This is a genomic window from Bradyrhizobium japonicum USDA 6 (assembly GCF_000284375.1).
Taxonomy (GTDB): domain Bacteria; phylum Pseudomonadota; class Alphaproteobacteria; order Rhizobiales; family Xanthobacteraceae; genus Bradyrhizobium; species Bradyrhizobium japonicum.
Genome location: NC_017249.1, coordinates 6,309,284 through 6,331,880, shown reverse-complemented (window position 1 = coordinate 6,331,880; position 22,597 = coordinate 6,309,284). Strand labels below are relative to the sequence as shown.

Annotated in this window: 23 protein-coding genes and 1 pseudogene; 17 read left to right on the top strand and 7 right to left on the bottom strand. The window is 62.8% G+C overall.

Annotated elements, in window-relative coordinates; translation table 11 throughout:
• Positions 1–16: 16 nt before the first annotated feature.
• The 4 genes from BJ6T_RS30030 to BJ6T_RS30015 are packed head-to-tail and all read left to right on the top strand — an operon-like array spanning position 17 to position 4,185.
• Positions 17–1,357: an aromatic ring-hydroxylating dioxygenase subunit alpha gene (locus BJ6T_RS30030; protein ID WP_014496308.1), complete on the top strand. Its 1,341-nt coding sequence runs from the start codon at positions 17–19 to the stop codon at positions 1,355–1,357.
• Complete coding sequence (locus BJ6T_RS30025) at positions 1,354–1,830, top strand: aromatic-ring-hydroxylating dioxygenase subunit beta (protein ID WP_014496307.1); 477 nt, start codon at positions 1,354–1,356, stop codon at positions 1,828–1,830. Before BJ6T_RS30030 ends, BJ6T_RS30025 begins: the two co-directional genes overlap by 4 nt.
• 7 nt (positions 1,831–1,837) lie before the next feature.
• Entirely contained in the window at positions 1,838–3,454 is a 1,617-nt protein-coding gene (locus BJ6T_RS30020) for an ATP-dependent acyl-CoA ligase (protein ID WP_014496306.1), read from the top strand.
• Positions 3,455–3,456: 2 nt separating this feature from the next.
• Positions 3,457–4,185, top strand: a complete 729-nt coding sequence (locus BJ6T_RS30015) for an SDR family NAD(P)-dependent oxidoreductase (RefSeq protein WP_014496305.1) — start codon at positions 3,457–3,459, stop codon at positions 4,183–4,185.
• A 10-nt stretch (positions 4,186–4,195) separates the two neighbouring features.
• On the opposite strand, the gene BJ6T_RS30010 is transcribed toward BJ6T_RS30015, so the two are convergent.
• The 4 genes from BJ6T_RS30010 to BJ6T_RS29995 all read right to left on the bottom strand — a co-directional run bounded on the left by BJ6T_RS30010 (position 4,196) and on the right by BJ6T_RS29995 (position 9,047).
• A complete protein-coding gene (locus tag BJ6T_RS30010) occupies positions 4,196–4,678 on the bottom strand; it encodes a MarR family winged helix-turn-helix transcriptional regulator (protein ID WP_014496304.1) in 483 nt (160 codons plus the stop codon).
• Complete coding sequence (locus tag BJ6T_RS30005) at positions 4,678–5,172, bottom strand: MarR family winged helix-turn-helix transcriptional regulator (protein ID WP_014496303.1); 495 nt, start codon at positions 5,170–5,172, stop codon at positions 4,678–4,680. Before BJ6T_RS30005 ends, BJ6T_RS30010 begins: the two co-directional genes overlap by 1 nt.
• 153 nt (positions 5,173–5,325) lie before the next feature.
• The gene (locus tag BJ6T_RS30000) at positions 5,326–6,891 is read right to left on the bottom strand and encodes an indolepyruvate oxidoreductase subunit beta family protein (RefSeq protein WP_014496302.1); all 1,566 of its coding nucleotides are present in this window, start codon (positions 6,889–6,891) and stop codon (positions 5,326–5,328) included.
• The gene (locus BJ6T_RS29995; protein WP_014496301.1) at positions 6,888–9,047 is read right to left on the bottom strand and encodes a thiamine pyrophosphate-dependent enzyme; all 2,160 of its coding nucleotides are present in this window, start codon (positions 9,045–9,047) and stop codon (positions 6,888–6,890) included. The genes BJ6T_RS30000 and BJ6T_RS29995 overlap by 4 nt, the downstream gene beginning before the upstream one ends.
• 127 nt (positions 9,048–9,174) lie before the next feature.
• On the opposite strand from BJ6T_RS29995, the pseudogene BJ6T_RS49260 reads away from it, so the two are divergent.
• From BJ6T_RS49260 to BJ6T_RS29940, 12 genes and pseudogenes are all read left to right on the top strand, one after another.
• A pseudogene (locus BJ6T_RS49260) lies at positions 9,175–9,687 on the top strand (nitrilase-related carbon-nitrogen hydrolase); the annotation flags it as partial.
• A gap of 89 nt (positions 9,688–9,776) precedes the next feature.
• Positions 9,777–10,196, top strand: a complete 420-nt coding sequence (locus BJ6T_RS49255; protein ID WP_283808193.1) for a nitrilase-related carbon-nitrogen hydrolase — start codon at positions 9,777–9,779, stop codon at positions 10,194–10,196.
• 63 nt (positions 10,197–10,259) lie between these two features.
• Positions 10,260–11,366, top strand: a complete 1,107-nt coding sequence (locus BJ6T_RS29985; protein ID WP_014496298.1) for a cupin domain-containing protein — start codon at positions 10,260–10,262, stop codon at positions 11,364–11,366.
• 43 nt (positions 11,367–11,409) lie between these two features.
• Positions 11,410–12,318: a fumarylacetoacetate hydrolase family protein gene (locus tag BJ6T_RS29980; RefSeq protein ID WP_014496297.1), complete on the top strand. Its 909-nt coding sequence runs from the start codon at positions 11,410–11,412 to the stop codon at positions 12,316–12,318.
• Positions 12,318–12,755, top strand: coding sequence for an acyl-CoA thioesterase (locus tag BJ6T_RS29975; protein ID WP_014496296.1), 438 nt, complete (start codon positions 12,318–12,320; stop codon positions 12,753–12,755). The genes BJ6T_RS29980 and BJ6T_RS29975 overlap by 1 nt, the downstream gene beginning before the upstream one ends.
• Positions 12,752–13,471 carry a hypothetical protein gene (locus BJ6T_RS29970; protein ID WP_014496295.1) on the top strand — a complete coding sequence of 240 codons (720 nt, stop codon included), beginning with the start codon at positions 12,752–12,754 and terminating at the stop codon, positions 13,469–13,471. Before BJ6T_RS29975 ends, BJ6T_RS29970 begins: the two co-directional genes overlap by 4 nt.
• A 188-nt stretch (positions 13,472–13,659) precedes the next feature.
• Positions 13,660–13,875 (top strand): dodecin family protein, encoded by a 216-nt coding sequence (locus tag BJ6T_RS29965; protein ID WP_014496294.1) that lies wholly within the window; start codon positions 13,660–13,662, stop codon positions 13,873–13,875.
• 141 nt (positions 13,876–14,016) lie between these two features.
• Positions 14,017–14,334 (top strand): hypothetical protein, encoded by a 318-nt coding sequence (locus BJ6T_RS29960; protein ID WP_028169646.1) that lies wholly within the window; start codon positions 14,017–14,019, stop codon positions 14,332–14,334.
• A 142-nt stretch (positions 14,335–14,476) separates the two neighbouring features.
• Positions 14,477–14,656 (top strand): hypothetical protein, encoded by a 180-nt coding sequence (locus BJ6T_RS29955; RefSeq protein ID WP_014496292.1) that lies wholly within the window; start codon positions 14,477–14,479, stop codon positions 14,654–14,656.
• A gap of 151 nt (positions 14,657–14,807) precedes the next feature.
• The gene (locus BJ6T_RS29950) at positions 14,808–15,449 is read left to right on the top strand and encodes a glutathione S-transferase family protein (protein WP_014496291.1); all 642 of its coding nucleotides are present in this window, start codon (positions 14,808–14,810) and stop codon (positions 15,447–15,449) included.
• Between the two features lie 82 nt (positions 15,450–15,531).
• Positions 15,532–15,861 carry a GcrA family cell cycle regulator gene (locus tag BJ6T_RS29945; RefSeq protein WP_014496290.1) on the top strand — a complete coding sequence of 110 codons (330 nt, stop codon included), beginning with the start codon at positions 15,532–15,534 and terminating at the stop codon, positions 15,859–15,861.
• A 348-nt stretch (positions 15,862–16,209) separates the two neighbouring features.
• Entirely contained in the window at positions 16,210–18,147 is a 1,938-nt protein-coding gene (locus BJ6T_RS29940) for an adenylate/guanylate cyclase domain-containing protein (protein ID WP_014496289.1), read from the top strand.
• 403 nt (positions 18,148–18,550) lie between these two features.
• Here the strand turns inward: BJ6T_RS29940 and BJ6T_RS29935 are convergent, their stop codons facing one another.
• The 3 genes from BJ6T_RS29935 to BJ6T_RS29925 form a co-directional block, all read right to left on the bottom strand.
• A complete protein-coding gene (locus tag BJ6T_RS29935) occupies positions 18,551–19,165 on the bottom strand; it encodes a tetratricopeptide repeat protein (RefSeq protein ID WP_014496288.1) in 615 nt (204 codons plus the stop codon).
• A gap of 368 nt (positions 19,166–19,533) precedes the next feature.
• Positions 19,534–20,100, bottom strand: a complete 567-nt coding sequence (locus tag BJ6T_RS29930) for a hypothetical protein (protein WP_014496287.1) — start codon at positions 20,098–20,100, stop codon at positions 19,534–19,536.
• A gap of 558 nt (positions 20,101–20,658) precedes the next feature.
• Complete coding sequence (locus BJ6T_RS29925; RefSeq protein ID WP_014496286.1) at positions 20,659–21,630, bottom strand: alpha/beta hydrolase family protein; 972 nt, start codon at positions 21,628–21,630, stop codon at positions 20,659–20,661.
• Between the two features lie 120 nt (positions 21,631–21,750).
• On the opposite strand from BJ6T_RS29925, the gene BJ6T_RS29920 reads away from it, so the two are divergent.
• A complete protein-coding gene (locus BJ6T_RS29920) occupies positions 21,751–22,560 on the top strand; it encodes a LytTR family DNA-binding domain-containing protein (RefSeq protein ID WP_014496285.1) in 810 nt (269 codons plus the stop codon).
• The last annotated feature ends 37 nt before the right edge of the window (positions 22,561–22,597 follow it).

The following is a 22,597-nucleotide window of genomic DNA, read 5'->3' as shown; positions in this document are numbered from 1 at the left end:
GGAGGCGAGGGACGTCATGGCGAAATACCGACAGAATGCCGACGCGATCGCGGCGCTGGTGCGCGAGGCCGAAGTGCACCGCGACGTCTATGTCGACCCCGAGATCTTCGAGCTCGAGATGGAGCACCTGTTCCCGAACAGCTGGATCTATGTCGGGCACGCGAGCCAGTTGGGAAAGCCCGGCGATTTCATCACCGCCAATATCGGCCGTCAGCCGGTGCTGGCGAGCCGCCACACCGACGGCTCCATCCACGTCTTCTACAACCGCTGTCCGCACAAGGGCGTGAAGATCGCCTCCGAGCCCTGCGGCAACACCGGAAAGTTCTTCCGTTGCCCCTATCACGCCTGGTCGTTCAAGACCGACGGCTCGTTGCTCGCGATCCCTTTGAAGAAGGGCTACGAGGGCACCGGCTTTGGCGACACGCAGGCGAATGAGGGACTGTCGAAGGTCAGGAACGTCGTGATCTATCGCGATTTCATCTTCGCCCGCCTGAGCGTTTCAGGCGTGTCCTTCGAGGATTATTTCGGCGAGAGCCTTTCGACCATCGACAACATGGTCGACCGCTCGCCGGAGGGGAAGCTCGCAGTCCAGGCGACGCCGATCCGCTACATGCACACCTGCAATTGGAAGATGCTGGTCGAGAACCAGACCGACACCTGCCATCCGATGGTGGCGCATGAGAGCTCGGCCGGCACCGCGGTCAAGGTCTGGAAGCGCGAGCAGGGCTCTTCCACGGAGACACCGATGGCGGTGCAGCTCTACGGTCCCTTCATGAGCCCGTACGAGTTCTACGAACAGAGCGGCATCAGGATCTGGCCGAACGGCCATGGCCATACCGGCGTCGCCAACTCCATCCATTCCAACTATTCGGACATCGAAGGCTATCTCGGCCGGATGGTCGCGGCCTATGGCGAGGAGCGGGCGCACTCGATCCTCGGCGAGGTCAGGCACAACACGGTGTATTTCCCGAACATCATGGTCAAGGGTGCCGTGCAGATCCTGCGCAATTTCATCCCGATCGCGGTCGACAGGACGCTGGTCGAGAGCTGGGTCTATCGCCTGGTCGGCGCGCCGGACAAGCTCTACGAGCGGGCGCTGATGTACAACCGCTTCATCAACGCGCCGACCTCGATCGTCGGGCACGACGATCTCGAAATGTACGAGCGGGCGCAGGAAGGGCTGAAGTCCAACGGCAATCAATGGGTCAATCTGCGGCGCCTCTACGAGAGCCATGAAGAGCAGGACGTCACGGCCGTGATCAACGGCACGTCCGAGCGACAGATGCGAAACCAGTTCCACGCCTGGTCGAAATTCATGACCATGGACATGGACAAGTGTGTCGAGGCCGCGGAATGATCGACGAGAAGGCCATCACGGACTTCATCTATCTGGAAGCCGAGCTGCTCGACACGATGCAATGGCAGGCCTGGCTCGATCTGTTTCACCCCGAAGGGCGCTACTGGATGCCGCTCGAATGGCAGCAGCAGGATCCGGTGCTGCAGCCGTCGTTGATGTACGAGGATCTGCTGCTCCTGAAGGTGCGGGTCGAGCGGCTCGCCGGCGAGCGGACCTTCAGCCAGAAGCCGAAGAGCCGTTGCCATCATCTTCTCCAAGCACCGCGGATCGTGGCGTGCGACCCGGCTGCGGGCGTCTACAAGGCGCGGACGTCCTATATCTACACCGAGACCCGCGGTGATCTGCTGGAGCGCTATTCGGGATGGGCGTCGCACGAATTCGTAGAGGTCGGCGATGCCCTGAAGATCAAGCTCAAGCGGGTCGATCTCGTCAATTTCGACGCGCCGTTCGGCAACATCCAGCTTTTCATGTGAGCACGCCTTGACCGCTGCGACCACAGTCTACGCCCGCTTTCGCGACACCGCCCTTCGCCGGGAGGAGGCGGGCTTCCTCAACGTGCTGCCGGAGACCGCCGATATCTATGGCATCGCGGCGGGCGAGATTTCCTACCGCGCCATGCTCGATCGCGTCGAGCGCTGGCGCTCGGCTTTTGCAAGCCGGGGCTATGGCGAAGGCCACAGGGTCGGGCTGCTGCTCCAGAACCGGCCGGTGTTCGTCGAGCTGTGGTTCGCGCTGAACGGGCTCGGCGTGTCCGTCGTGCCGATCAATCCCGATTTGCGGATCAGCGAGCTCGAATACATCATTGCGCATTCCGAGATGAATGCGGCGTTCGTCCTCGCCGAGCGGCGCGACGAGGTCGAGATTGCGGCGCGCCAGGCCGGCCGGCCGATCCCGGTCGTGACCTGCGAAGACGATGTACCCGCGCCATTCGGTGGCGCGCGGCCGGCCGCCACGGGTGACGGCGCGACCGAATGTGCGCTGCTCTATACGTCCGGGACGACCGGACAGCCCAAGGGCTGCGTGCTCACCAACACTTATTTCCTGTATTCCGGAAACTGGTATCGCGACGTCGGCGGGCTGATCGATCTCAAGCCCGATTTTGAGCGCATGATCACGCCGCTGCCGTTGTTTCACATGAACGCGATGGCGGTGTCGCTGATGGCGATGCTGTCGGTCGGCGGCAGCCTCACCATGCTCGATCGCTTCCATCCGCGTACCTGGTGGGCTTCCGTCCGCGACAGCCGCGCCACCTGCCTGCATTATCTCGGCGTCATGCCCTCGATGCTGATGAGCGCGCCGCCGTCCGAGCAGGACCGGGCGCACACCGTGCGCTTCGGCTTCGGCGCCGGCGTCGACAAGCTCCTGCATGCGCCGTTCGAGGAGCGCTTCGGCTTTCCGCTGCTGGAGGCCTGGGCGATGACCGAGACGGGAAGCGGCGGCGTCATCGCCGCCAATGTCGAGCCGCGCAAGATCGGCACGAGCTGTTTCGGACGTCCGGCCGCCGAGGTCGACATTCGTATCGTCGACGAGAGCGGCAACGACGTGCCGGTCGGGACGCCGGGCGAGCTCCTGGTGCGGCGCGCAGGTGCGGACCCGCGTTACGGCTTCTTCCGCGAGTACCTGAAGAACGAGGCCGCCACCGCCGAGGCCTGGGACGGCGGCTGGCTGCACACCGGCGATATCGTGTCGCGCGATGCGGACGGCGACCTCCATTTCGTCGACCGCAAGAAGAACGTGATCCGCCGTTCCGGCGAGAACATTGCCGCGGTCGAGGTCGAGTCCGTCCTCAACCGCCATCCCGCGATCCGGCAGGCCGCGGTGGCCGCGACGCCCGATCAGGTGCGCGGCGACGAGGTTGCGGCGGTCATCATCGCCGAGGAGGCCGGTGCCGACCGCGCGCGCGCCGAGGAGATCGTGCGCTGGAGCCTGGAGCAGATGGCCTATTACAAGGCGCCGGGCTGGATCTGTTTCGTCGACAGCCTGCCGCTGACCGCGACCGAGAAGATCCAGCGCGGCGGCCTGAAGGATTTCGTCGCCAGACTGATGCGCGATGGTGCGTTCTTCGACCTTCGCGACCTCAAGCGGCGGCAGCTTTGATCATGAGCGAGATCCGCACCACACTCATCACCGGCGGCAATTCGGGGATCGGCGAGGCGCTGGCGAAGAAGCTCGTCGAGAGCGGGCAGCGCGTGGTCTCGGTCGGTCTGGAGAAGCCGGACTGGACGCATGATCTGCTCGCAGCCTATCGCGCTGACCTCTCCGATATCGAGGAGACGCGCGCGATCGCGCAGGAGATCTGCCGTGATCACCCCGTCGATCGCCTCGTGCACAATGCCGGCGTGATCCTGCCGAATTTGCTGCCCGATGCGAAGCCGGAGGACATCTTGATGCTGGCGCAGCTGCACCTGGGCGCGCCGATGCTGCTGACCCAGGCGGCGCTGGAGGGGATGCGTGCGCGCCGCTTCGGCCGCATCGTGTTCGTCAGCTCGCGGGCCGCGATGGGCGCGGCGACGCGGTCGGCCTATTCCGCGACCAAGGCCGGCGTGCACGGCATGGCGCGGACCTGGGCGCTGGAGCTCGCCGCGAGCGGCATCACCGTGAACGTGGTAGCGCCAGGGCCGATCCTGACCGATAATTTCTGGGGAATCATTCCCAAGGGCTCCGAGCAGCAGGAGCGGATGGCGCGCAACGTCCCGGTCGGGCGGCTCGGCTCGCGCGAGGATGTCGCGCACGCCATCAGTTTCTTCCTCGATGAGCGCTCGGACTTCGTCACCGGCCAGGTGCTCTACGTCTGCGGCGGCACCAGCCTCGTCGGGCTCGGTCCGTAACGCCCGTCACCTAGATCTGGTTCTGGCGGATGTTCTCGACCATCCTGGCCAGCACGCGCGCACAGACCTCGATGTCGTCGGGCTCGATGCCTTCGATCAGCTTGTCGTAGTTGCTCGCCATGATCGGCCAGATCTTGCGCAGCAGCGCCTCGCCGTCCGGGGTCAGACCCACGACGCGGCGGCGCTGGTCTTCCTCCGCGATCTCGCGCTTGACGAGGCCCGATGACACCATGGACTCGACCATGCGGCTCGCCGTCGACTGCTCGGTCACCGCGAGAACGGCGACCTCGTTGACCGTCAGGGTCTTGTAGATGAACAGGACCGACAGCGTCCGGAACACGACATTGTTGATGCCGTGGTCGCTCAGGTCGCGGTTCTGATCGAGATTCCAGCGATTGGCGAGCCGGTTGAACAGATACGGGATGTAGGTTTGCAGCTGGTCCCTCGTCCTCGGCGGACCCGACTTCCATCTGCTCTTGGATTCTCTGGCCATTATCTCTTGCGACTTTGCTTCTTGCTCTCGGTATGAAGTTTTGAAGAAAGCGATTTCAGTACGGACAGCGCACCGTCCAGCTCCCGGGCCGAAACGTTCTCGAGCCGTTTGCCGAGATGCTTCTTGTGGACGTCGGCCGCCTTCCTGAACAGCGCTTCGCCCTTCGGCGTCAGGCGCACGATGAAGGACCGCCGGTCCTCGCTCGACATTTCCCTGCTGATGAGGTCGTCGGCGAGAAGACGCTGCACCAGCCCCGAGACATTGCCGCCGGTGACTTTCAGATTTTGCGACAACTGCCCGAGCGCGAGGCCATCCCGGTAGCGATCGAGCTGGGCCAGCACGTCGAATTTTGCGAGCGACAGGCCGAACTCGGCGTTCAGCGTCGAATTCAGCGACGCGAACAGCTCGCCATGCAGCGACAGCAATTGCAGCCAGAGCCGGGTTTCGATCTGCCCAGGGACGGGAGCAATGTTCTCTTTGAGTGCTGCTGGCATCGCATGACCATCGAGTACAAGATGTCTCGTCGATTGGAGGGATTATCGCAGGTCTTTCGCTCCGATTAACAATTTGAGAATCGTAGTCAAGTCGCCTGATCCTGACGTCTTGGGGGCGAACGGCAATCCACTCCGGCGTCCCCTCCGATGGAATCATGCAAAGGTCTTGATGGTCTGGATCACGCCGTCGAGCTCCTTGCCGGCGCTGTCCTTCAGCGCGGCCTCGCGCAGGCGGCGGGCCCAATCGGCGGCATCCTCGCGTCGTTCGACCAGCTTGATCGCCTCCAGTGTCCTGTCGAATTTCGACAGCCCGCGGCTGTGGGTATCGGAATAGCCTTTCACGAGGCGTCGGCATTGCAGGAGCTCGACACCGAGCTGGTAGTTGGCGGCGACCGCGTCGGTTGCGGCCTTGAGCCATCCGTCCCGATGCGCGGTCTCGACGGCGTGACGTAGCGAGCGGCGCCGCAGGCCGCGTAGTCCGGCCACGACATAGAGCGTCAGGAACCAGGGCAGCGAGTAGGTCCGCACCCGGCGTCCCCGGTTGACGCGGCGATCGAGCCAGCCGAGGAGGCGTGGCCGCGCGCCGAGCCAGCGAGCGAAGCCCACGGGCAGCACGCCCATGACCTCCTCCATGCGCGGATGCATGAACTCGGTGGTCTGGAGTACCTGGCCCTGCGACATATCGAGCTCGCTCTCGATGCGCGCGCGGCGACCGGCGCGTGTCTTCAGGTCGGCCACGCGGATGACGTCGTCATAGGTCATGGCGTTGGCGAGGTACTTCGCCGCCGCCTCCGTGAAGGCATAGGCGCGCGCACCACCGCCGGCGTTTCGGTCGGCCGCGTGCAGCGTCTTGAGAATGTCGAGATACTCGGCGCCATAGGCGACGTCCTGGAAGTCGACGACCTTCCTCAAGCCCGCGCGGGCCATGGTGAGCGCAGGCTCGGGCAGCTCCTGCTTCAGTCTTGTGATGAGCCCGGCAAGATCTGGATCGGGCGTCGCGGGAGAGGGGACGTGACCGGCCTGCTTTGATGGCGCCGGCGCTGTGACCTCGGATGAGCCGGTCTTGACCCGGTCAAACGCGGCTTCAAACGTCTCCACGCTGGCCTTGGCGCCTTTCCCACCTGCGCGGATCACGTCGAGATAGCTGTCGCGGCTGAACGGCAGCACAGCGGCCGCCGCGAGCGCGCCGAACATCGCGGCCGAGATGACACTGCCATGCGCGATCGCCAGCGCATTCAGATCGAAGATGATCTCGGTCTTGGCGGCAACCCCGAGGGCGCCGGTGACGGCGCCGCCGTCGGCGATGCCGTTGCCCGGTGCGATCTTCTCGCCGATTGCAAACGACCGGTGGTTGGATGCGATCAACGTGGTGCGATCCGGCGTCACGAGGCCGCGCAGGATCGACCGGCCGGCCTCCATGAATTCCGCCGCCATCACCACGTCGACGTCGCCGGGCGTCGGCATCAGCGACAGGATCGGCTTGCGGCCGTCGAGCGGCGGCATCGCCTCGATATAGTAGATCGTGGCGCCGGTGCGCTGGGCGACGCCGGGCACCGAGGTCGATTGCGCGACCCAGCCATGGTTCTCGGCCAACTGAACGATCCAGTCGGTCAGCACGCCGCCACCCTGGCCACCCATCGCGACGATCGCGATGGAGATCGGCCGCTCGGTTGCCTCGCCGCCGGCGGGGAGGGCCAGCCGGACCGTCTCGTCTCTCATGCCAACGCCTCGAGTGCCGGACGCCGGCGATCACGCCGCCGTTGCAGCCAGCCGATCATGGCCATCGCGACCCTGGATTTGAACCTGTCCCAGCCGGTCGGATTGTGAATGACGTCCGCGCGATAGAACGAGGGGCAGAGCACGGCGGCCTCGGAGACCTCGCCGCAATTGCCGCAGCCGACGCAGGAATTGTCGATCGCCGCAACGGGATCGTCGCGCAAGGGATCGTCCAGCTGCTTCACCGAAAGCGACGGGCAGCCCGAGAGCCGTATGCAGGCGTGGTCGCCGGTGCAGACGTCCTCGTCGACACCGAAGCGTTCCTTGACGATGCGCACTCCGTCCTTGATCGCCTTGTTGATCTGCGGCTTCACGCGGCGCTGCTTGTTCAGCATGCATTCGGAGGACGCGACGATGACCTTGGGGCCTTCCTCCTTGGTCGTCAGCGCTTCCTTCAGCGTGTCGCGCATCTTGCCGACATCATAGGTGCGGTCGAGCTGGCGCACCCACTGGCCGCCGATGCCCTTCACGGCCTTGACGATCGAATTGTTGGTGTCGCGCCGCTTGTTGATCGCGCGCGAGGACAGGATGTCCTGACCGCCGGTCGCCGAGGTGTAATAGTTGTCGACGATGACGAACACGCCGTCGTGCTTGTTGAACACGGCATTGCCGATGCCGCTGGTCAGTCCGTTGTGCCAGAAGCCGCCGTCGCCCATCACCGCGATCGAGCGTTTGTCGGCCTTGACGTTGAAGGCCGAGGTCGAGGCCGGGCCAAGGCCGAAGCCCATGGTGGTCGCGCCGATATTGAAGGGCGGCAGGATCGAGAACAGATGGCAGCCGATGTCGGCCGAGACATGATGCTGGCCGAGCTCTTCCTCGACGAGCTTCATCGCGGCGAAGATCGGCCGCTCCGGGCAGCCGGTGCAGAGCCCGGGCGGGCGCGCCGGCACGACCTGCTTCAGCTTCTCGACCGCGGGGTGATTGAGCACGGGAACGGCGTCCGGCGCCGGCGGCCGGTTGCCGAGCAGCCGCGGCTCGGTCTTCTCCAGGAAGTCCCTGACGCCGCCGAGCAGGACCTGCGCGGTGTAGTCGCCGCCCATCGGCAGCACGTCCTTGCCGTGGATGCGCGCCTGGATGTCCCTTCGGCGGAGCACGGTGTTGATCGCCTGCTCCAGATATTCAGGCTGGCCTTCCTCGACGATCAGGACGGCGTCCTTGTCGACGCAGAACTCCGCGACCTCGGTGTCGATCACGGGGTAGGTGACGTTCATGACGTAGAGCGGAACCTGTGTGTTGCCGTAGGCATCCGACAGCCCGAGATATTGCAGCGCGCGGATCACGTTGTTGTACATGCCGCCCTGCATGATGATGCCGACCTTGCCCTGCTTCGGCCCCATCCATTCATTCAGCCTATTGTCCCGGATGAAGCCGATCGCGGCGGGCATCCGCGTCTTGATCTTCTCCTGCTCGTGCTCATAGGCCGCCGGCGGCAGCACGATGCGGTTGACGTCGCGCCTGGGGCTGTTGAGCGCGTCCTTGATGGTGTGCGCCGGCTTGACGTTGTCCTTGCAGGCGAAGCTGCCGTGCATGTGGCAGGCGCGGACGCGAACCTCGAGCATCACGGGCGTGTTCGAGAATTCGGAGAGCTCAAAACCCTTCTCGATCAGATTGACGATGCACTCATGATCGGGGCGGGGATCGAGCAGCCACATCTGCGATTTCATCGCGAAGGCGTGGGTCCGCTCCTGCATGATGGAGGAGCCTTCGCCATAGTCCTCGCCGACGATGATCATGGTGCCGCCGGTGACGCCGCCCGAGGCGAGATTGGCGAGCGCGTCGGAGGCGACGTTGGTGCCGACCGTCGACTTCCACGCCACCGCGCCGCGCAGGGGATACATCACCGAGGCCGACAGCATCGCCGCCGCAGCCGCTTCGTTGGCGGAGCTCTGGAACACGACGCCGAGATCGTCGAGCACGTCCTTGGCGTCGGCGAGCACGTCCATCAGGTGCGAGATCGGCGAGCCCTGGTAGCCGCCGACATAGGCGACGCCGGATTGCAGCAGCGCCTTGGTGATGGCGAGGATGCCTTCGCCGCGGAACGTATCGCCGTCGCCGAGCCGGAGATCCTCGACTTCCCGAGCAAAAGACCGTTCAGCCATTGCACCCTCCAGAAATATGCGATAGCATACGTTTATATGTGAAGTAAGTCAACGCCGCGCCATGCTATCACGCTTGCGGACCTCTGCTCCGGCAAGGCGATCATGAGCCAGCGACAGGGTAGGGCCAATGCTGAAGCTGCCTCGCTTTAGAGCTGCCGCCGTCCAGGCTTCACCTGTCTACCTCAACCCGGGCGCGACAGCCGACAAGGCGGCTTCACTGATCCGTGAAGCCGCAGCCAATGGCGCGAAGCTCGTCGCGTTCCCCGAAGTGTTCGTTCCCGGCTATCCCTACTGGAACTGGATCACCGATCCCGTCACGGGCAGCGCATGGTTCGAGAAGCTCGCCAAGGCATCGGTGCTGGTGCCGGGTCCGGAGGTCGATGCCGTCAGGAAGGCCGCGCGCGATACCGGATGCTACGTCGTGCTGGGCGTGAACGAGCGCAGCCCGGTGTCGCTGGGCGCGATCTACAATACTCTGGTCTTCATCGGGCCGGACGGCGCGGTGCTGGGCAAGCACCGCAAGCTGGTGCCGACCTGGGCGGAGAAGCTGACCTGGACCGGCGGTGACGGATCGAGCCTGCGCGTCTATGATACCGAGATCGGGCGTCTCGGCGGGCTCGCCTGCGGCGAGAACACCAACACGCTCGCGCGCTTTGCGCTGTTGGGTCAGGGTGAGCTCGTGCATGTCGCCAGCTACATCTCGCTTCCGGTCGCGCCCCCGACTACGACATGGCGGAGGCGATCAAGTTGCGCGCGATCGCCCATTCCTTTGAGGGCAAGATTTTTACGATCGTCTCCTGCTCGACCGTGTCGGAGGAGATCATCACGGCGATGGAAACGGTCGTCCCCGACGCGCGTGCGCGCCTGCAGCGCAAATCAAGCGCGTTCTCCGGCATCATCGGACCTGACGGCCGCGTGGTCGGCGATCCCCTGATCGACGACGAAGGCATCGTCTACGCCGACATCGACCTCGACCGCTGCATCCAGCCGAAGCAGATGCATGACATCGTCGGGCACTACAACCGGTTCGACATTTTCGATTTGCGGGTCAACCGCCGCCCTCTGGCGCCGCTCGGCCTGATGGAGACAGAGCGTGCCGCGGGAGACGAGCAGGTGGGCTTCTCGTCGATTCCCGGCAAATTGGAATGACGGTTCGGGGCGCGATGCAACGCTACCAAACAGGACGTCGTCGGACAGGACTTGGAGGATAGGATGCGCGAGAACGTCGTCGGCCGGGCCAATGTCGAAGATACCCCTGAGCTCAAGGCCTATTACAAGGACCTGGAAAAGTACGAAGCGGGCGCGCTGTGGACGGTCGCCAACAAGATCGAGCCGTGGGCGCCGCAATCGGCGTCCGTTCCCGTGCTCTGGCGCTACAACGATCTGCGCGAGCACGTGCTGCGCTCGGTCGAGCTGGTCTCGCCGGAAAAGGCGGGGCGGCGGGTGATCTACCTCAACAATCCCGGCCGCCGCGACGTGTCGGCGGCGGTCGGCTGGCTCTATTCGGGATTGCAGGTGATGCATCCCGGCGAAGTAGCAACAGCGCACGCGCACTCGGCTTCAGCCCTGCGCTTCATCATGGAGGGGGCGGGCGCCTACACCATCGTCGATGGGCACAAGATGACGCTGGGGGCGCGGGATTTCGTGCTCACGCCGAACGGCACCTGGCACGAGCATGGCGTCGAAGGCAACGGCTCGGTCTGCATCTGGCAGGACGGCCTGGATATCCCGCTCGTCAACGCACTGGAGGCGAACTTTTTCGCGGTCCATCCCAAGGTGCAGCAGGAAGATTCCGGCTATCCCGTGGACGACATGACCAAGACCTGGGGCAATCCCGGGCTTCGGCCGGCGGATTCGAAATGGTCGAAGGGTTATTCGCCCATGTTCAAATACGAATGGGAGCCGACCTACGAGTCCTTGCGCAAATACGCCGCCGCGACCGACGGTTCGCCCTATGACGGCATTCTCATGAACTACGTCAATCCGATCACCGGCGGGCACGTGATGCAGACGATCGGCGCGAGCATGCAGCTGCTGCGGCCGGGCGAGAAGACGAAGTCGCACCGGCACACCGGCAGCTTCATCTACCAGGTTGCCAAGGGCCGCGGCTATTCGATCATCGCCGGCCAGCGCTTCGAGTGGCAGGAACGCGACATCTTCTGCGTTCCCTCCTGGGCCTGGCATGAGCACGGCAATGCCTCGGGCAGCGAGGACGCGTGCCTGTTCTGCTTCAACGATCTGCCCGTCATCGAGAGTCTCGGCTTCTACCGGGAAGAGGCCTATGGCGACAACGCCGGCCATCAGCCGGTTGCCGCCTGACGTCCCCGCATAGAATTCAACCGAAAGAGCCGGATAGAGCTTCATGCGCCTTGTTACCTACATCTTGGGCTCCAGCGGTGCCCGCCTCGGGGTCCTCGTTGACGGATTGGTCGTGGACGTCGAGCACCTCGGTGCGTCGCATGGCTTTGCATGGCCGAGCGACATGCTGTCGTTCGTCGACAACAGCGTGACATTGCTGCCGGCGCTGAAGGAGCGTCTGGACGATGCCGATGGACGCTTGCCGGCCGGCTCCGCCGTTCCGGTCGAAGACGTGAGGCTGCAGGCGCCGATCCCGCGGCCCCGCAAGAACATCTTCGGCATCGGACTGAACTACCGCGCGCATGTGGCGGAGTCCGCGAAGAGCCTGGACACGGACAAGGATCTGCCGAAGCAGCCGGTCGTGTTCTCCAAGCCGCCGACGTCGGTGATCGGCCCCGGCGGCGCGATTCAGCACAATGCGAAGATGACGCAGCAGCTCGACTGGGAAGTAGAGCTCGCCGTCATCATCGGCAAGACCGCAACCCGCATCGCGACCGACAAGGCGATGGACCACGTCTTCGGCTATTCGGTGATGATCGACATCTCCGCGCGCGACAATCGCCGCGCCGGGCAGTGGATCTTCTCCAAGGGCATGGACACCTATGCGCCGTTCGGCCCCTGCATCGTGACCGCGGACGAGATCCCCGACCCGCATGACCTGCGGCTGTGGCTGACGAAGAACGGGGTCATGAAGCAGGACTCCAACACCAAATACATGATCTTCGACATTCCGGTCCTGATATCGGACATTTCATCGGGCATGACGCTGGAGCCGGGCGACATCATCGCAACGGGAACGCCGGAAGGCGTCGGCGCCGGCAGGAATCCCCAGGAATGGCTGTGGCCGGGCGACGTGGTGGAAGCCGGGATCGATGGCGTCGGCATGATCCGGCATCCGGTCGTTGCGATCTGATGACGTCGTTCTCGTTCGACCGCGAGCTGAGGTTCGGAGACTGCGATCCCTCGGGGATCGCGTACTTCCCGTCCTACCTGAACATCCTCAACGGCGTCGTCGAAGACTTCTGGGCGAGGATCGGCTTTCCATGGCCGGAATTGATCACGGTCCGGAAGATCGGGACGCCCACGGTGCACCTGACCTGCGACTTCTCCCGGCCGTCGATGTTCGGCGATCGCCTGACGTTCGGATTGCGCATCGGCCGGGTCGGTGGATCGTCGCTCCATCTGGAGCATGTCGTCTCCGGCGCGAACGGCATGCGCTGGCGCGCGCGGCAGATCCTGGCCGCGACGTCGCTGGTGGATCATCATGCGATCCCGTGGCCGGATGACATTCGCGCCGCGCTGATGGCGCATATGAGCGTGGGCGAGGGCACCGAGGCAGCACCCACATGATCTCGCTCTTCATGACATTCTCCGATCCGGCAGGCGAACGGCGAATTCATCCTGACGAGGTTGACGCCGTAGCGGAGTTGGTCGGATCGATCCCTGACATGACCGAGAGCCTGCTGTTCACGCCGCTCGAACAGTCGGTCGATCATCCCTACAAGGCCGATGGATCCGGCCCGGTGTTTGCGCTTCAACTACGGTTTCCGGACCTGCTCGCCTGCGAGGCGGCAATGGACCGCGGTGGTATCCTTACCGTTCTCGCGATGGGGGCCGGACTGGCGAGCCTCGCCGGGTTGGACGTCACGCACCAGGTCATGCTGACACGCGCGTTTCCCGTCGACGTCGCCGCGCATCCGGCAGGCACGACCACTCCGTGCAGCTACCTCGTGCACTATCCCGGCCCGGCGGAAGACATGAACGCCTGGAACCTGCATTATCTCGAGCATCATCCATCGATCATGCGAACTTTCCCTGATGTTCGCCAGATCGAGATCTACACCCGCATCGATTGGGTCGACCGGCTGCCGTCGCAGCGCGTCGAGCACATGCAGCGCAACAAGCTGGTGTTCGACAGCCCGCAAGCCCTCGCGCACGCGCTCGGCTCCGACGTGATCAAGCGCATGCGCGCGGACTTCGTTCAGTTCCCGCCCTTCGCAGGCGGCAACAAGCATTTCCCGATGCTGACGCGGGTGGTCAGGTCCAGGCCTCTGAGAGCCGCCTGACGACGACCTGATCGCACCGCGGCTTCGGGCCACAAGCCGCGATCTCCGCCAAATGCGGTTTGTCCTTATCGGGCCCCCGGGCGGCGTCCGAGTCCCTATCGCGTCGTATCAGCGCCGACATCCTGATGCTAGATTTCACAACGGCAGGGAGCACCTGCTTCCTGCTTCAGACCGAACAGGAGGACGACATGCCTGATAGCGTCTACAAGGTCATTGAACTGATCGGTACCAGCAGCGACTCATGGGAGAAGGCGGCCGCCAATGCGGTCGGGCAAGCTGCAAAATCTCTCCGGGATCTTCGCATTGCAGAGGTCGTCAAGCTCGATGTGCAACTGGATGAGAAGGGAAACGTAGAGGCCTATCGCGCCAAGCTCAACGTCTCGTTCAAGTTCGAGGGGTCCTGAGCCTCGGCACCTCGCCCCCGCTTGCGGGGCGAGGTTGGCTCACTGGAGAAAGGCGCGCGGCCATCCGGAGCAGCGCCCTGGCCCAACCGGGGCCGGTATGCTTTGATGCGTGGGACGGGAACTGCAACGCGTGGTGACCTCATGTACATCGTCATTCGCAAGTACACCAAGGTTCGTTCGGTTGCGGACGCCGCCCGCCGCGCCAAGAGCGGCGTCGGTCAGATCCTGAAGCAGTCGCACGGATTCAGATCGTACTACGTGCTGGATGGGGGCGACGGCGTCGGTGTCGCCGTGATGATATTCGAGGACCGCGAAAGCGCCAATGCAGCGAATGCCAGGATAATGGAGTTTATTCAGGCAAGTCTGCATGACCTCGATCTTGGGGATCCCCAAATCACTGCCGGCGAAGTGTTGGTCAATATAGAACCTGATGCGTCCTCGGGCATAAAGTATTCGTAAACGCCGCCAGTTGTGGGGGGCCGCCCCTTGCCGCTGCTGTCGATCCGATCGCCGTCGCGGAGGAGCGATCGTGCCCTGGACATCCGGATGTCGTCAGTCAGGCATATTCGACTGCGCATGCTTTTCGAGGAGTAACAACGACATGAGGCAACACGATTTCGAGGCATTTTTCATCACAGCGACCTTCTGGACGCCGCTCGTAGCTATGGGCACCGCGATGCCGCCCCGAGATCCTGATGAAGACGAGGACGACGAAGAGGACGACGAAGAGGAGGATGAAGACGACGAACCGGCAGTCGTACGCGAGCCGGATGAAGACTAGGCCGTGAACCCATAAAGCGAGGAGGACCGGCGCTGCATGACGCCGAGCATTCGACGAGCCTTGAGCATATTGCGTCAGAGCGATAGCAGTAGGTGTGGCAATCTCGCTCCTGCGAATTAAAGCACTTAAGCCAACTTAAGGACGCTCAATCATGCTCACCGTCTATGGCGAAGGTCGTGGGTTCCGTGTCGTTTGGCTGCTCGAGGAATTGGGAGTGGCTTATCGGCTGCGCCCGGTCGATCTGTTCGCTGTCGAGAATGATCCCGATTTTCTTGCGATCAACCCCGCCGGCTTTATCCCGGCGTTGCAGGACGGCGAGATGATCATGGTCGAGTCGATCGCGATCCTCGAATACCTGCTCGCCCGCCACGGCCCGAGCCCGCTCGCCGTCGGCCCGGATGATCCGGCTTTCGCCGCCTATCTGCAATTTCTCCATTTGGGAGAGGCTGGGCTCGCTGGACCAATGAACGCCGTCATCGTCGGTCGCGCACTCGCCCCCGAAGCGGAGCGAAACGCCCGGGTCACATGCTGGGCACTGGAGACCTTTCATAGCCGGCTGGGATTGGTCATCCAACATCTCGCAAGTCGTTCATTTCTCGCCGGAGACCGGTTCACCGCTGCTGATATTTCAGTGAGCTACGCTCTCCTGCTTGGTCTGCGAACCGGCAACTATGCCCCGGGTTCAGTCGAGCGTGCCTATCTCGCCCGCACGACGACACGCCCCGCCTACGCCCGAGCGATGGAAATCTGCCAAGCCACCAAGGCTTGGGCGGAGAGATCACCGGGGTTGTAGAGCCAAGTCGTGAATCCATAGAAGGGATTCCCACGAGCGGCCTGGACTAGCCAATGTCGGCCAGTCCGCGCTATAATCTCTCATGGGCTGGGATGCGAAAGACGTAGCGCTGCTCAAAAGGCTCTGGGCCGCAGGACAGAGCGCGGCACAGATTGCGCGCCGTCTCGGGTGTAGCCGTAACGCGGTCTGCGGGATGCTGACCCGTTCAGGCTTGAAGCGTGGCCACAAGCCGCCAACCGCAAGACCCAAGATAAGGCCGCCCCCGAAGCCAAGGCCGACGTCGTCGGCCGCCTTGGTACGTCGAGTAGAAAAGAAAGTGTCGCGGAGCACCGCAGAGAAGCAGCAGCCCAAGGAATTCAGCAAGCAGCAGCTGTACGCCATTCTCGCTGAGGCGGTCAGGAACACGGGCTAAGCACCAACCACGACGGGCGTTACGCTCCGCGTCCGTGCCCTGGTCCAGCTCGAACGGTTCGGCGGTCGTGCCATTCCCCAAGCCTGGGTCTGCTTCGGGGCAATCGCGTCGGTTTGGTTCTCCCGAGACGACTTCCGGTCAGCCCCAGTGAGCGGACATCTTTAGTATCCCTCGCCAGGTCTCAAACGGGCCAACAGCGGACGTGACGTCGTGCCGGAGCGGACATCCGTCAACGCGGCTGTCATTTCGACTGGATGACAATAACCGATATCAACTTCTAGGTAGGCATCCCGCGTTTGGCACTGTCTGCGATCCGTCGTACAAATGCGCCGGGTTGGATTGCTGGCCATGGTGCAAGAGCGACCAGTCCGAGTCGAGCGCAAGTTATCGGCGATTTTGGCTGCCGACGTGGCTGGCTATTCGCGGCTCATGCACAATGACGAAGAGGCGACCCACGCCAAGTTAACCGCGCTGTTAACGGAAGCTGTCCAGCCAGCAATTTCTGAACACGGTGGCCACATCGTGAAGAACACCGGCGACGGGTTCTTGGCAGAGTTTGCGAGCGCGGTCGAGGCGGTTCGAGCCGCGATGCAGTTCCAGACTCGTATTCATGAACTTACAATCGATGCTGCGGAAGACAGGCGCATTGCTTTCCGTGTGGGCATCAATATCGGCGACGTAATTGTTGAGCCGCATGACATTTTTGGCGATGGCGTAAATATTGCGGCGCGACTTGAGGGCATCTCAGAACCTGGCGGCATCTACATCTCGTCTTCTGCCTACGATCAAGTTCAAGGCAAGGTCGGAGTCGAGTTCGGAGATCTGGGCGAGCAGAACCTCAAGAACATCGCCCGTCCGGTCAGGGTCTATCGAATGCGGCCGAGTGATGCAGCAACAAGCAAACAGTCCCAGCTGCTGCTCCCCGACAGGCCGCCGACTGCTTCGTTTTTTCCGTTCCGCCCGTGGCCGGCGCTTGGTGGGCGGCGCGCTCGGATGGCTTTAGTGATTGCCTTGCTGCTCGTCATGACCGGCGGCGTAGCATATTGGTATGTTCATCAGGGCGAGCCGCAGCCGTTTAACCATCGCCTGTCGATCGTCGTGCTGCCATTTACGAATCTAAGCAGCGCATCCGAGCAGGAGTACTTTGCTGAAGGTATTACCGACGACCTGAGTGCGGATCTTTCACGGATTGAGGATAGCTTCGTGATCGCGCCCAGCACAGCCCGCGCCTACAAGAATGTTGACCCGAAGCGCGTTGGCCGCGAACTCGGCGTACGCTACATCCTCGACGGCAGCCTGCGCAGAACGGACTCACTGGTCCGGATCAATGCCCGGCTGATTGATGCCCGGACCGGCGCGGAGATCTGGTCGGAGCGCGTCGACGGTGACTGGTCCAAATCGATGCAGCTTCAGGATATCATCACCGGTCGACTGGCGCGGCGGCTTGATCTTGAACTGACAAACCAGGAAAGCCGCGACGCGGAGGTTATGCGGCCAAACAACCCTGACGCGGTCGATCTCACGATGCGCGGGTGGGCCGTGCTCAACCAACCCTATTCGCGCGAGCAGTTGTCGCAGTCGCGTGCCCTTTTTGAACGTGCGCTCCAAATCGATCCAGGCTTCCCGAAGGCGTTGGTTGGCCTGGCAGAGACTCTGGCAATGGAGGTCAACTATCGTTATGCGCCGGCAGATCGGCTGCGGCGTGCTGAGAACGCCGTAGGCCAGGTCCTGTCTAAGTTTCCCAGCGATGCGATGGCGCATTTTGTGAAGGGAGAGATCCTGCGGGCCGGGGGCAGGAATGTTGAGGCCGCGGTCGGCGAGTACGAAGCGGCAATCGCGATCAACCCCAGCCTGGCCCCGGCCCATGGCGCGCTCGGCGCCGCCAAGATCCGCGTCGGCCGCTCCGCGGAGGCATTTGCGCCGCTCCAAATGGCCATCCAGCTCAGTCCCCGTGATCCTCTGCTAAGCACGTGGTACTTCTATATCGGCCATGCACACTCTCATCTCGGGCATCATGAGGAGGCGATTGATTGGTGCCGCCGCTCCATCGCGGTGCAGCCTCTTTGGATTGCCTACGCAGATCTCGCCGCCGCCCACGCACTGACAGGACATGAGCGTGAAGCTCACGCCGCCGTCGCCGAGCTTCGTCGGCTCAGGCCGAACTACACCGTCACCGAGTGGTTGCAGGATGGCAAGGGGTGGTCCGACAACGCCGTCTTCCTAGCCGAGTTTCAGCGCATTGCCGAGGGTTTGCGCAAGGCGGGTCTGCCGGAGGTGAGAGATTGAGGCGGACAGCAGACGGCAAGAGCCGAATCGATTCCCGTGCTCTCTGAGCGAAGGCTACCAACTCGCCCGAGCACCGCTTAGGTTAGGGTGGCGCCAGCTCGAAAGTCCGCAATGGGTCCAGAAGGCGAAGGTGGGCGCCAAAGCGCGCGATGCAGATAATTCGAGTGATTTGAGCAAGAGTGCTTGCAGATTTCTATGCGAACAATGAAGCAAGACGGCGTTCTCAAGTGACATGTCCGCTTCGGGTCAAAAGCGCTGGTCGAGGGCCGCGCCGCCGAAGTCCGGTCCGCCCTAAACAGCCGACCCGATGCGGGTTTCAACGATCTTCGCCTTCGGGCCATCAACAGACATGGCCTCACCCGTCGCGTTAGCGCCGAGCTCTGACCGCCGTTGCAAAGCGTCCCTAATAAACCAGGCTAGTGCCGGGCGGCTTCTCTAGCGCGGCGGCCAACGACCGGTACTCCTCGCAGCCAGTCCCGCAAATGGACGCAATCCGGCCGAGGTGATAGAGCGCTTGCTCGCGGTTGCCCCGCTCGATCTGCCACAGTCCATAATACTGCCACGTCAGCACGTGGTTCGGATCGGTCTTGAGCGCGCGCTCGTACCAGACCTGCGACTGCTCGTAGTCACCGAGCTTGCGGTAGGAGTAGCCGATGAGGTTGGCGACGTTTGGATGGTCGTCGTGGCCGAGCGTCTTTAACTGCTCAATCGCAGAGGCATAGTCAGTGCGGTCGTAGACCGCCGAATATGCTGCTCGGTACCCATGAGCAAAGGCGGGGTCGTCGAACAGGGACTGCTTGGCTTTTTTGGCCTTGGGCGCGTGAGTGGCCTTGTTGCCCGACCGCTTCGGGTATGACGAAGGCGGATAAGCGGAGCGTTGCCCCATCCCGCCATAGTCTGCCTCACTGCCACCTGGCTCAGTGCCCGGGGCCGCAACAGCCGGAGTGACCGAGAACGCAGCGATCAGCGCAATCGAACACGTCGCCAGTGTCACAATCCTGATTATCAAGTTGGCCATGGAAACCTCCTGCAAGCTACGCCTTCGAGCTCCCGATCCAGCCGAACATGTTAACCCGGCTTACCCCAAACGTTCCTGGAAAGGTATTTAGAAAAACGAGATTTGGTGTGACAGCAATGTTGTCTTATGAGACGGTCAATGTCCGCAGCGGGTCACACCCGGAAGAACTCGGGCTGGGCATATCAAGTCTGCTTCACTCCCAAGGAGCGGACATCTAGCGGACATGCCGGGTCGACCGCTTGGGCCCAAGCGGACCATCTGACCCAAATTACGAACAGAAGAAGAGCCCAGCTGTGGTGGGCTAGGCTCTCGTTCAGCGATTGATGGCCGCCTCAATAACTATCTCTACAGCGACATCGGGTTCAGGATCATTTGATTTCCCAGGACGTGTTGTGCGGGATGTCCATCGCAAAATAATCGCCAGAGCCAGCCAGCGCAGGCATAGCTATGCACGCAAATGGTTCGCTCCCGGTGATGCCCTTATACTTGCCGGTGCCGCCGGTGATGATATGCGTTCCACAATCCATCTTCGGCTGGGCCTTGTCGAGGTCTCGAGTATCGAAGGTCGAGAAAATCTTGTCGCCGTCGCTGTCGGCGAGCACGCAAGCGCCGTCAATGTATTTCTTGTCTCCGGACGCGACGTTCAGCGCCACGCAGCGTGCTGACATCTTGTCCAGCATCTTCTCTCCCTTCAGGTTTTGAGTGGTCCCGACCGCCTCGAGCGTAGTGGCCTTGCCGAGTTCGCCGGTGTCAATGCTCATCAAGGGCCGAAAAATAAAGTGCGTCACATAAGGAGTAGTCCCCTTCTTTTCAATCGGCTCTCCCGCGACAGCCGCGGGGGCAAAGGACACGAGCGCTGCAGCAAAGGCCGTTGCTTTGGTGAGTCTCATCGCTGCGGCGACTGTGGGGACCATGCGCACGTTGATGAAGTTCATGAGTGCCTCCTTAGATCAAGCGGCGGTTCAGGTCTCCGCCGTGAACTGCCGCGAGTTGAAATCGACCTGCGTATCCTTTCTCCTGTCAAATCGAGTTGCGCGTCGGCGCCGAGCGTCAACGTGATCATGTATTCTTGATGCTTCGCCTTGGACTGACGAAGTATGTGGGGATGGTGGCTCCAATCATCGGTTTTGACCTCAATACAAGGTTCGACCGAACGACCTGGAATATTTGCATCATAGCATGGAACGCGGCGAACGTCAGCGTCATGCCCGGAATCCGCCGCGCACCGTCAGCTGTCCTGACCGAATGCGCTGTGAAAAATGCAATTCTCCTGTTGTTCGGATGAAGCACGGGGCACATGGGTGCAGCGACTCTGTGCCGCTCTTCATGCTTTGCGTTGTTCCGCTTGCAACTCAGGAGGCGAGCATTGACTCACGTCGATTTCCGCAGCCACCAATATCCGCAATGTCCGCTTCGGCGCACGAGGGGACGTTCGCTCTGAGCGCGGGAATGGCAACTAACGGCCAACAACGGACATCCCACTTCAATGCCTGCTACTGCAGCGTCCGCTTGAAGAAGGCGACGATGTCGTGGTCGAAACGCTCATGAAACGCAGCGCGGTCGAAGCCCGGCTTGCTTGTGCAGATTGCCGGCATGCGGGTTGCCAGGTCCGCAGAGCACGGCTTCAGAAAGTCGTAGTGCCCGGCGTCAGCCACGACGTGCGTCTCGGGTGGCGTCGGCAAAGCGAGCCGAACGGCTTCCGCATAATAGGGGTGTGGTAGCACTTGATCATCCTCGGCCCGCCAGAGCTGTACTGGCTGGAGGACCGCCGCCAGGCCGTTGGTCCCGAAGGCAAAACCGAGAGCGGGCGCGGCCGAGACCACCGCCTTGATTCGCGGATCGTGGGTCCAGACGATATCGGTATCCGGCAGCAACGGGTGCTCTTCCATGATCTGACAGTCTTCGAAGGCGGGATGCGCCTTGCAGTGACTTGGAAGGGTCCGAAGGTCCGGCTCGCCGCCGGCGGCCGCTAGCACCGTCAAGCCGCCAGCCGAGAAGCCGAACGCGCCAACACGATTGGCATCGAGGCGCCCGTGGTCGCTCCACGCGCCCAGCATGTAATCCGTGAGCAGCTTCAATTGCCGTGGCCGTTCCCAGATTGCGGTAGGACGGCTTTGGTCGCGCCAGCTATCGCCATTGTGCGTAAGAGCGGCGACGACGAACCCTGCATTGGCCAGGGCCGTGGCGGTGTCGAGGTGCCCGGCATAGGACCCCCCGTGACCGTGCGATATGACCACCAGCGGAAGACCGGTGCCCTCAACCGGCGCGTCGCGGGCGACCATCTGTCGATCAGTCTCGACCGCCTCCAGCTTCGGCGTCATCGTGGTCGGATACCAGACGCCCACCTCGATAGGTCGGCCTTGCGGATCGTCGATGCTGAAATGCCGGAACCCGACCGCGGCGTCGGCTTGGCCGGCGGTGACTGCGATGAGTACGGCGAAAAAATATGCAATCGTGTAGCGCATGGGAACCTCTCGGCGAGTGGGACGCCAGGGATCCAGCAAACGGCACAGGCCTGCGCCAGCAATTGTTCGCCAACGGGCGAATGGGTTCGCCGGCGGGCAAACCGCCACTATAATGGCCTTATGAGTGAAGCGCGCCGGAGTGACTTTCTGCGGGATTGGGCCGTTGACCTCGCGATCGCGAGCGTCTGCGCCATCTTTTTCGGCCTGATCGGACCGTTTGGTAGCTATCTGAACGGACCGACCTGGCAGCGCGTGGTGTTTCAACTCGCCTGCTTCCTACCCGGTATCCTCCTTTTCGGATCGCTCATCCGGGTGGTGCTGCGGCTCGGCCTGAACCCGGCGATGACCTGGATGTCGATCTTCCTCGGCGTCGTCATCCTGAACGCGCCATTCCAGATCTGGGTCGTGTCGATCGCCTTATCGATATGGCCCTTCCTGAAAATCCTGCGACCACTCGATTGGTACTTGCAGGGGCTGATCACCGCCTTGCCGATTGTGCTGGGTTTCACCCTTCTCATGCAGGCCCGGTTACATCGCCGGCAACAGGCCGAGGAAGCCGGCGAAGCGCCGCCAACCGCTTTCGGGCTACTCGGCGCGCCACCTTCCGCGGTGCTTTGCCTGCAGATGGAGGACCACTATGTGCGTGTCCACACCGCCGGCAACTCTCGGCTTGTACTGGCAACGCTCAACCAGGCGATGATGGCGCTCGAAAATGCCAATGGCCTGCAGGTACATCGCTCCTGGTGGGTCGCGAGGAAGGCGGTTGTGCGGGCCGTTACCGAGGGCCGCAATCTGCGACTGCAGCTCGTCAATGGAATCTCGGCCCCCGTCGCCCGGTCAGCCGTCGCCGTCGTGCGGGAGGCGGGCTGGTTGACGAACGAGAGCCCGACGGGGTGCCGCAGCACCGAAACAGAAATATTGCCCCTATGATGGTGGGTCAAAAGCTGGCGGTCGACAGCAGCGTGGC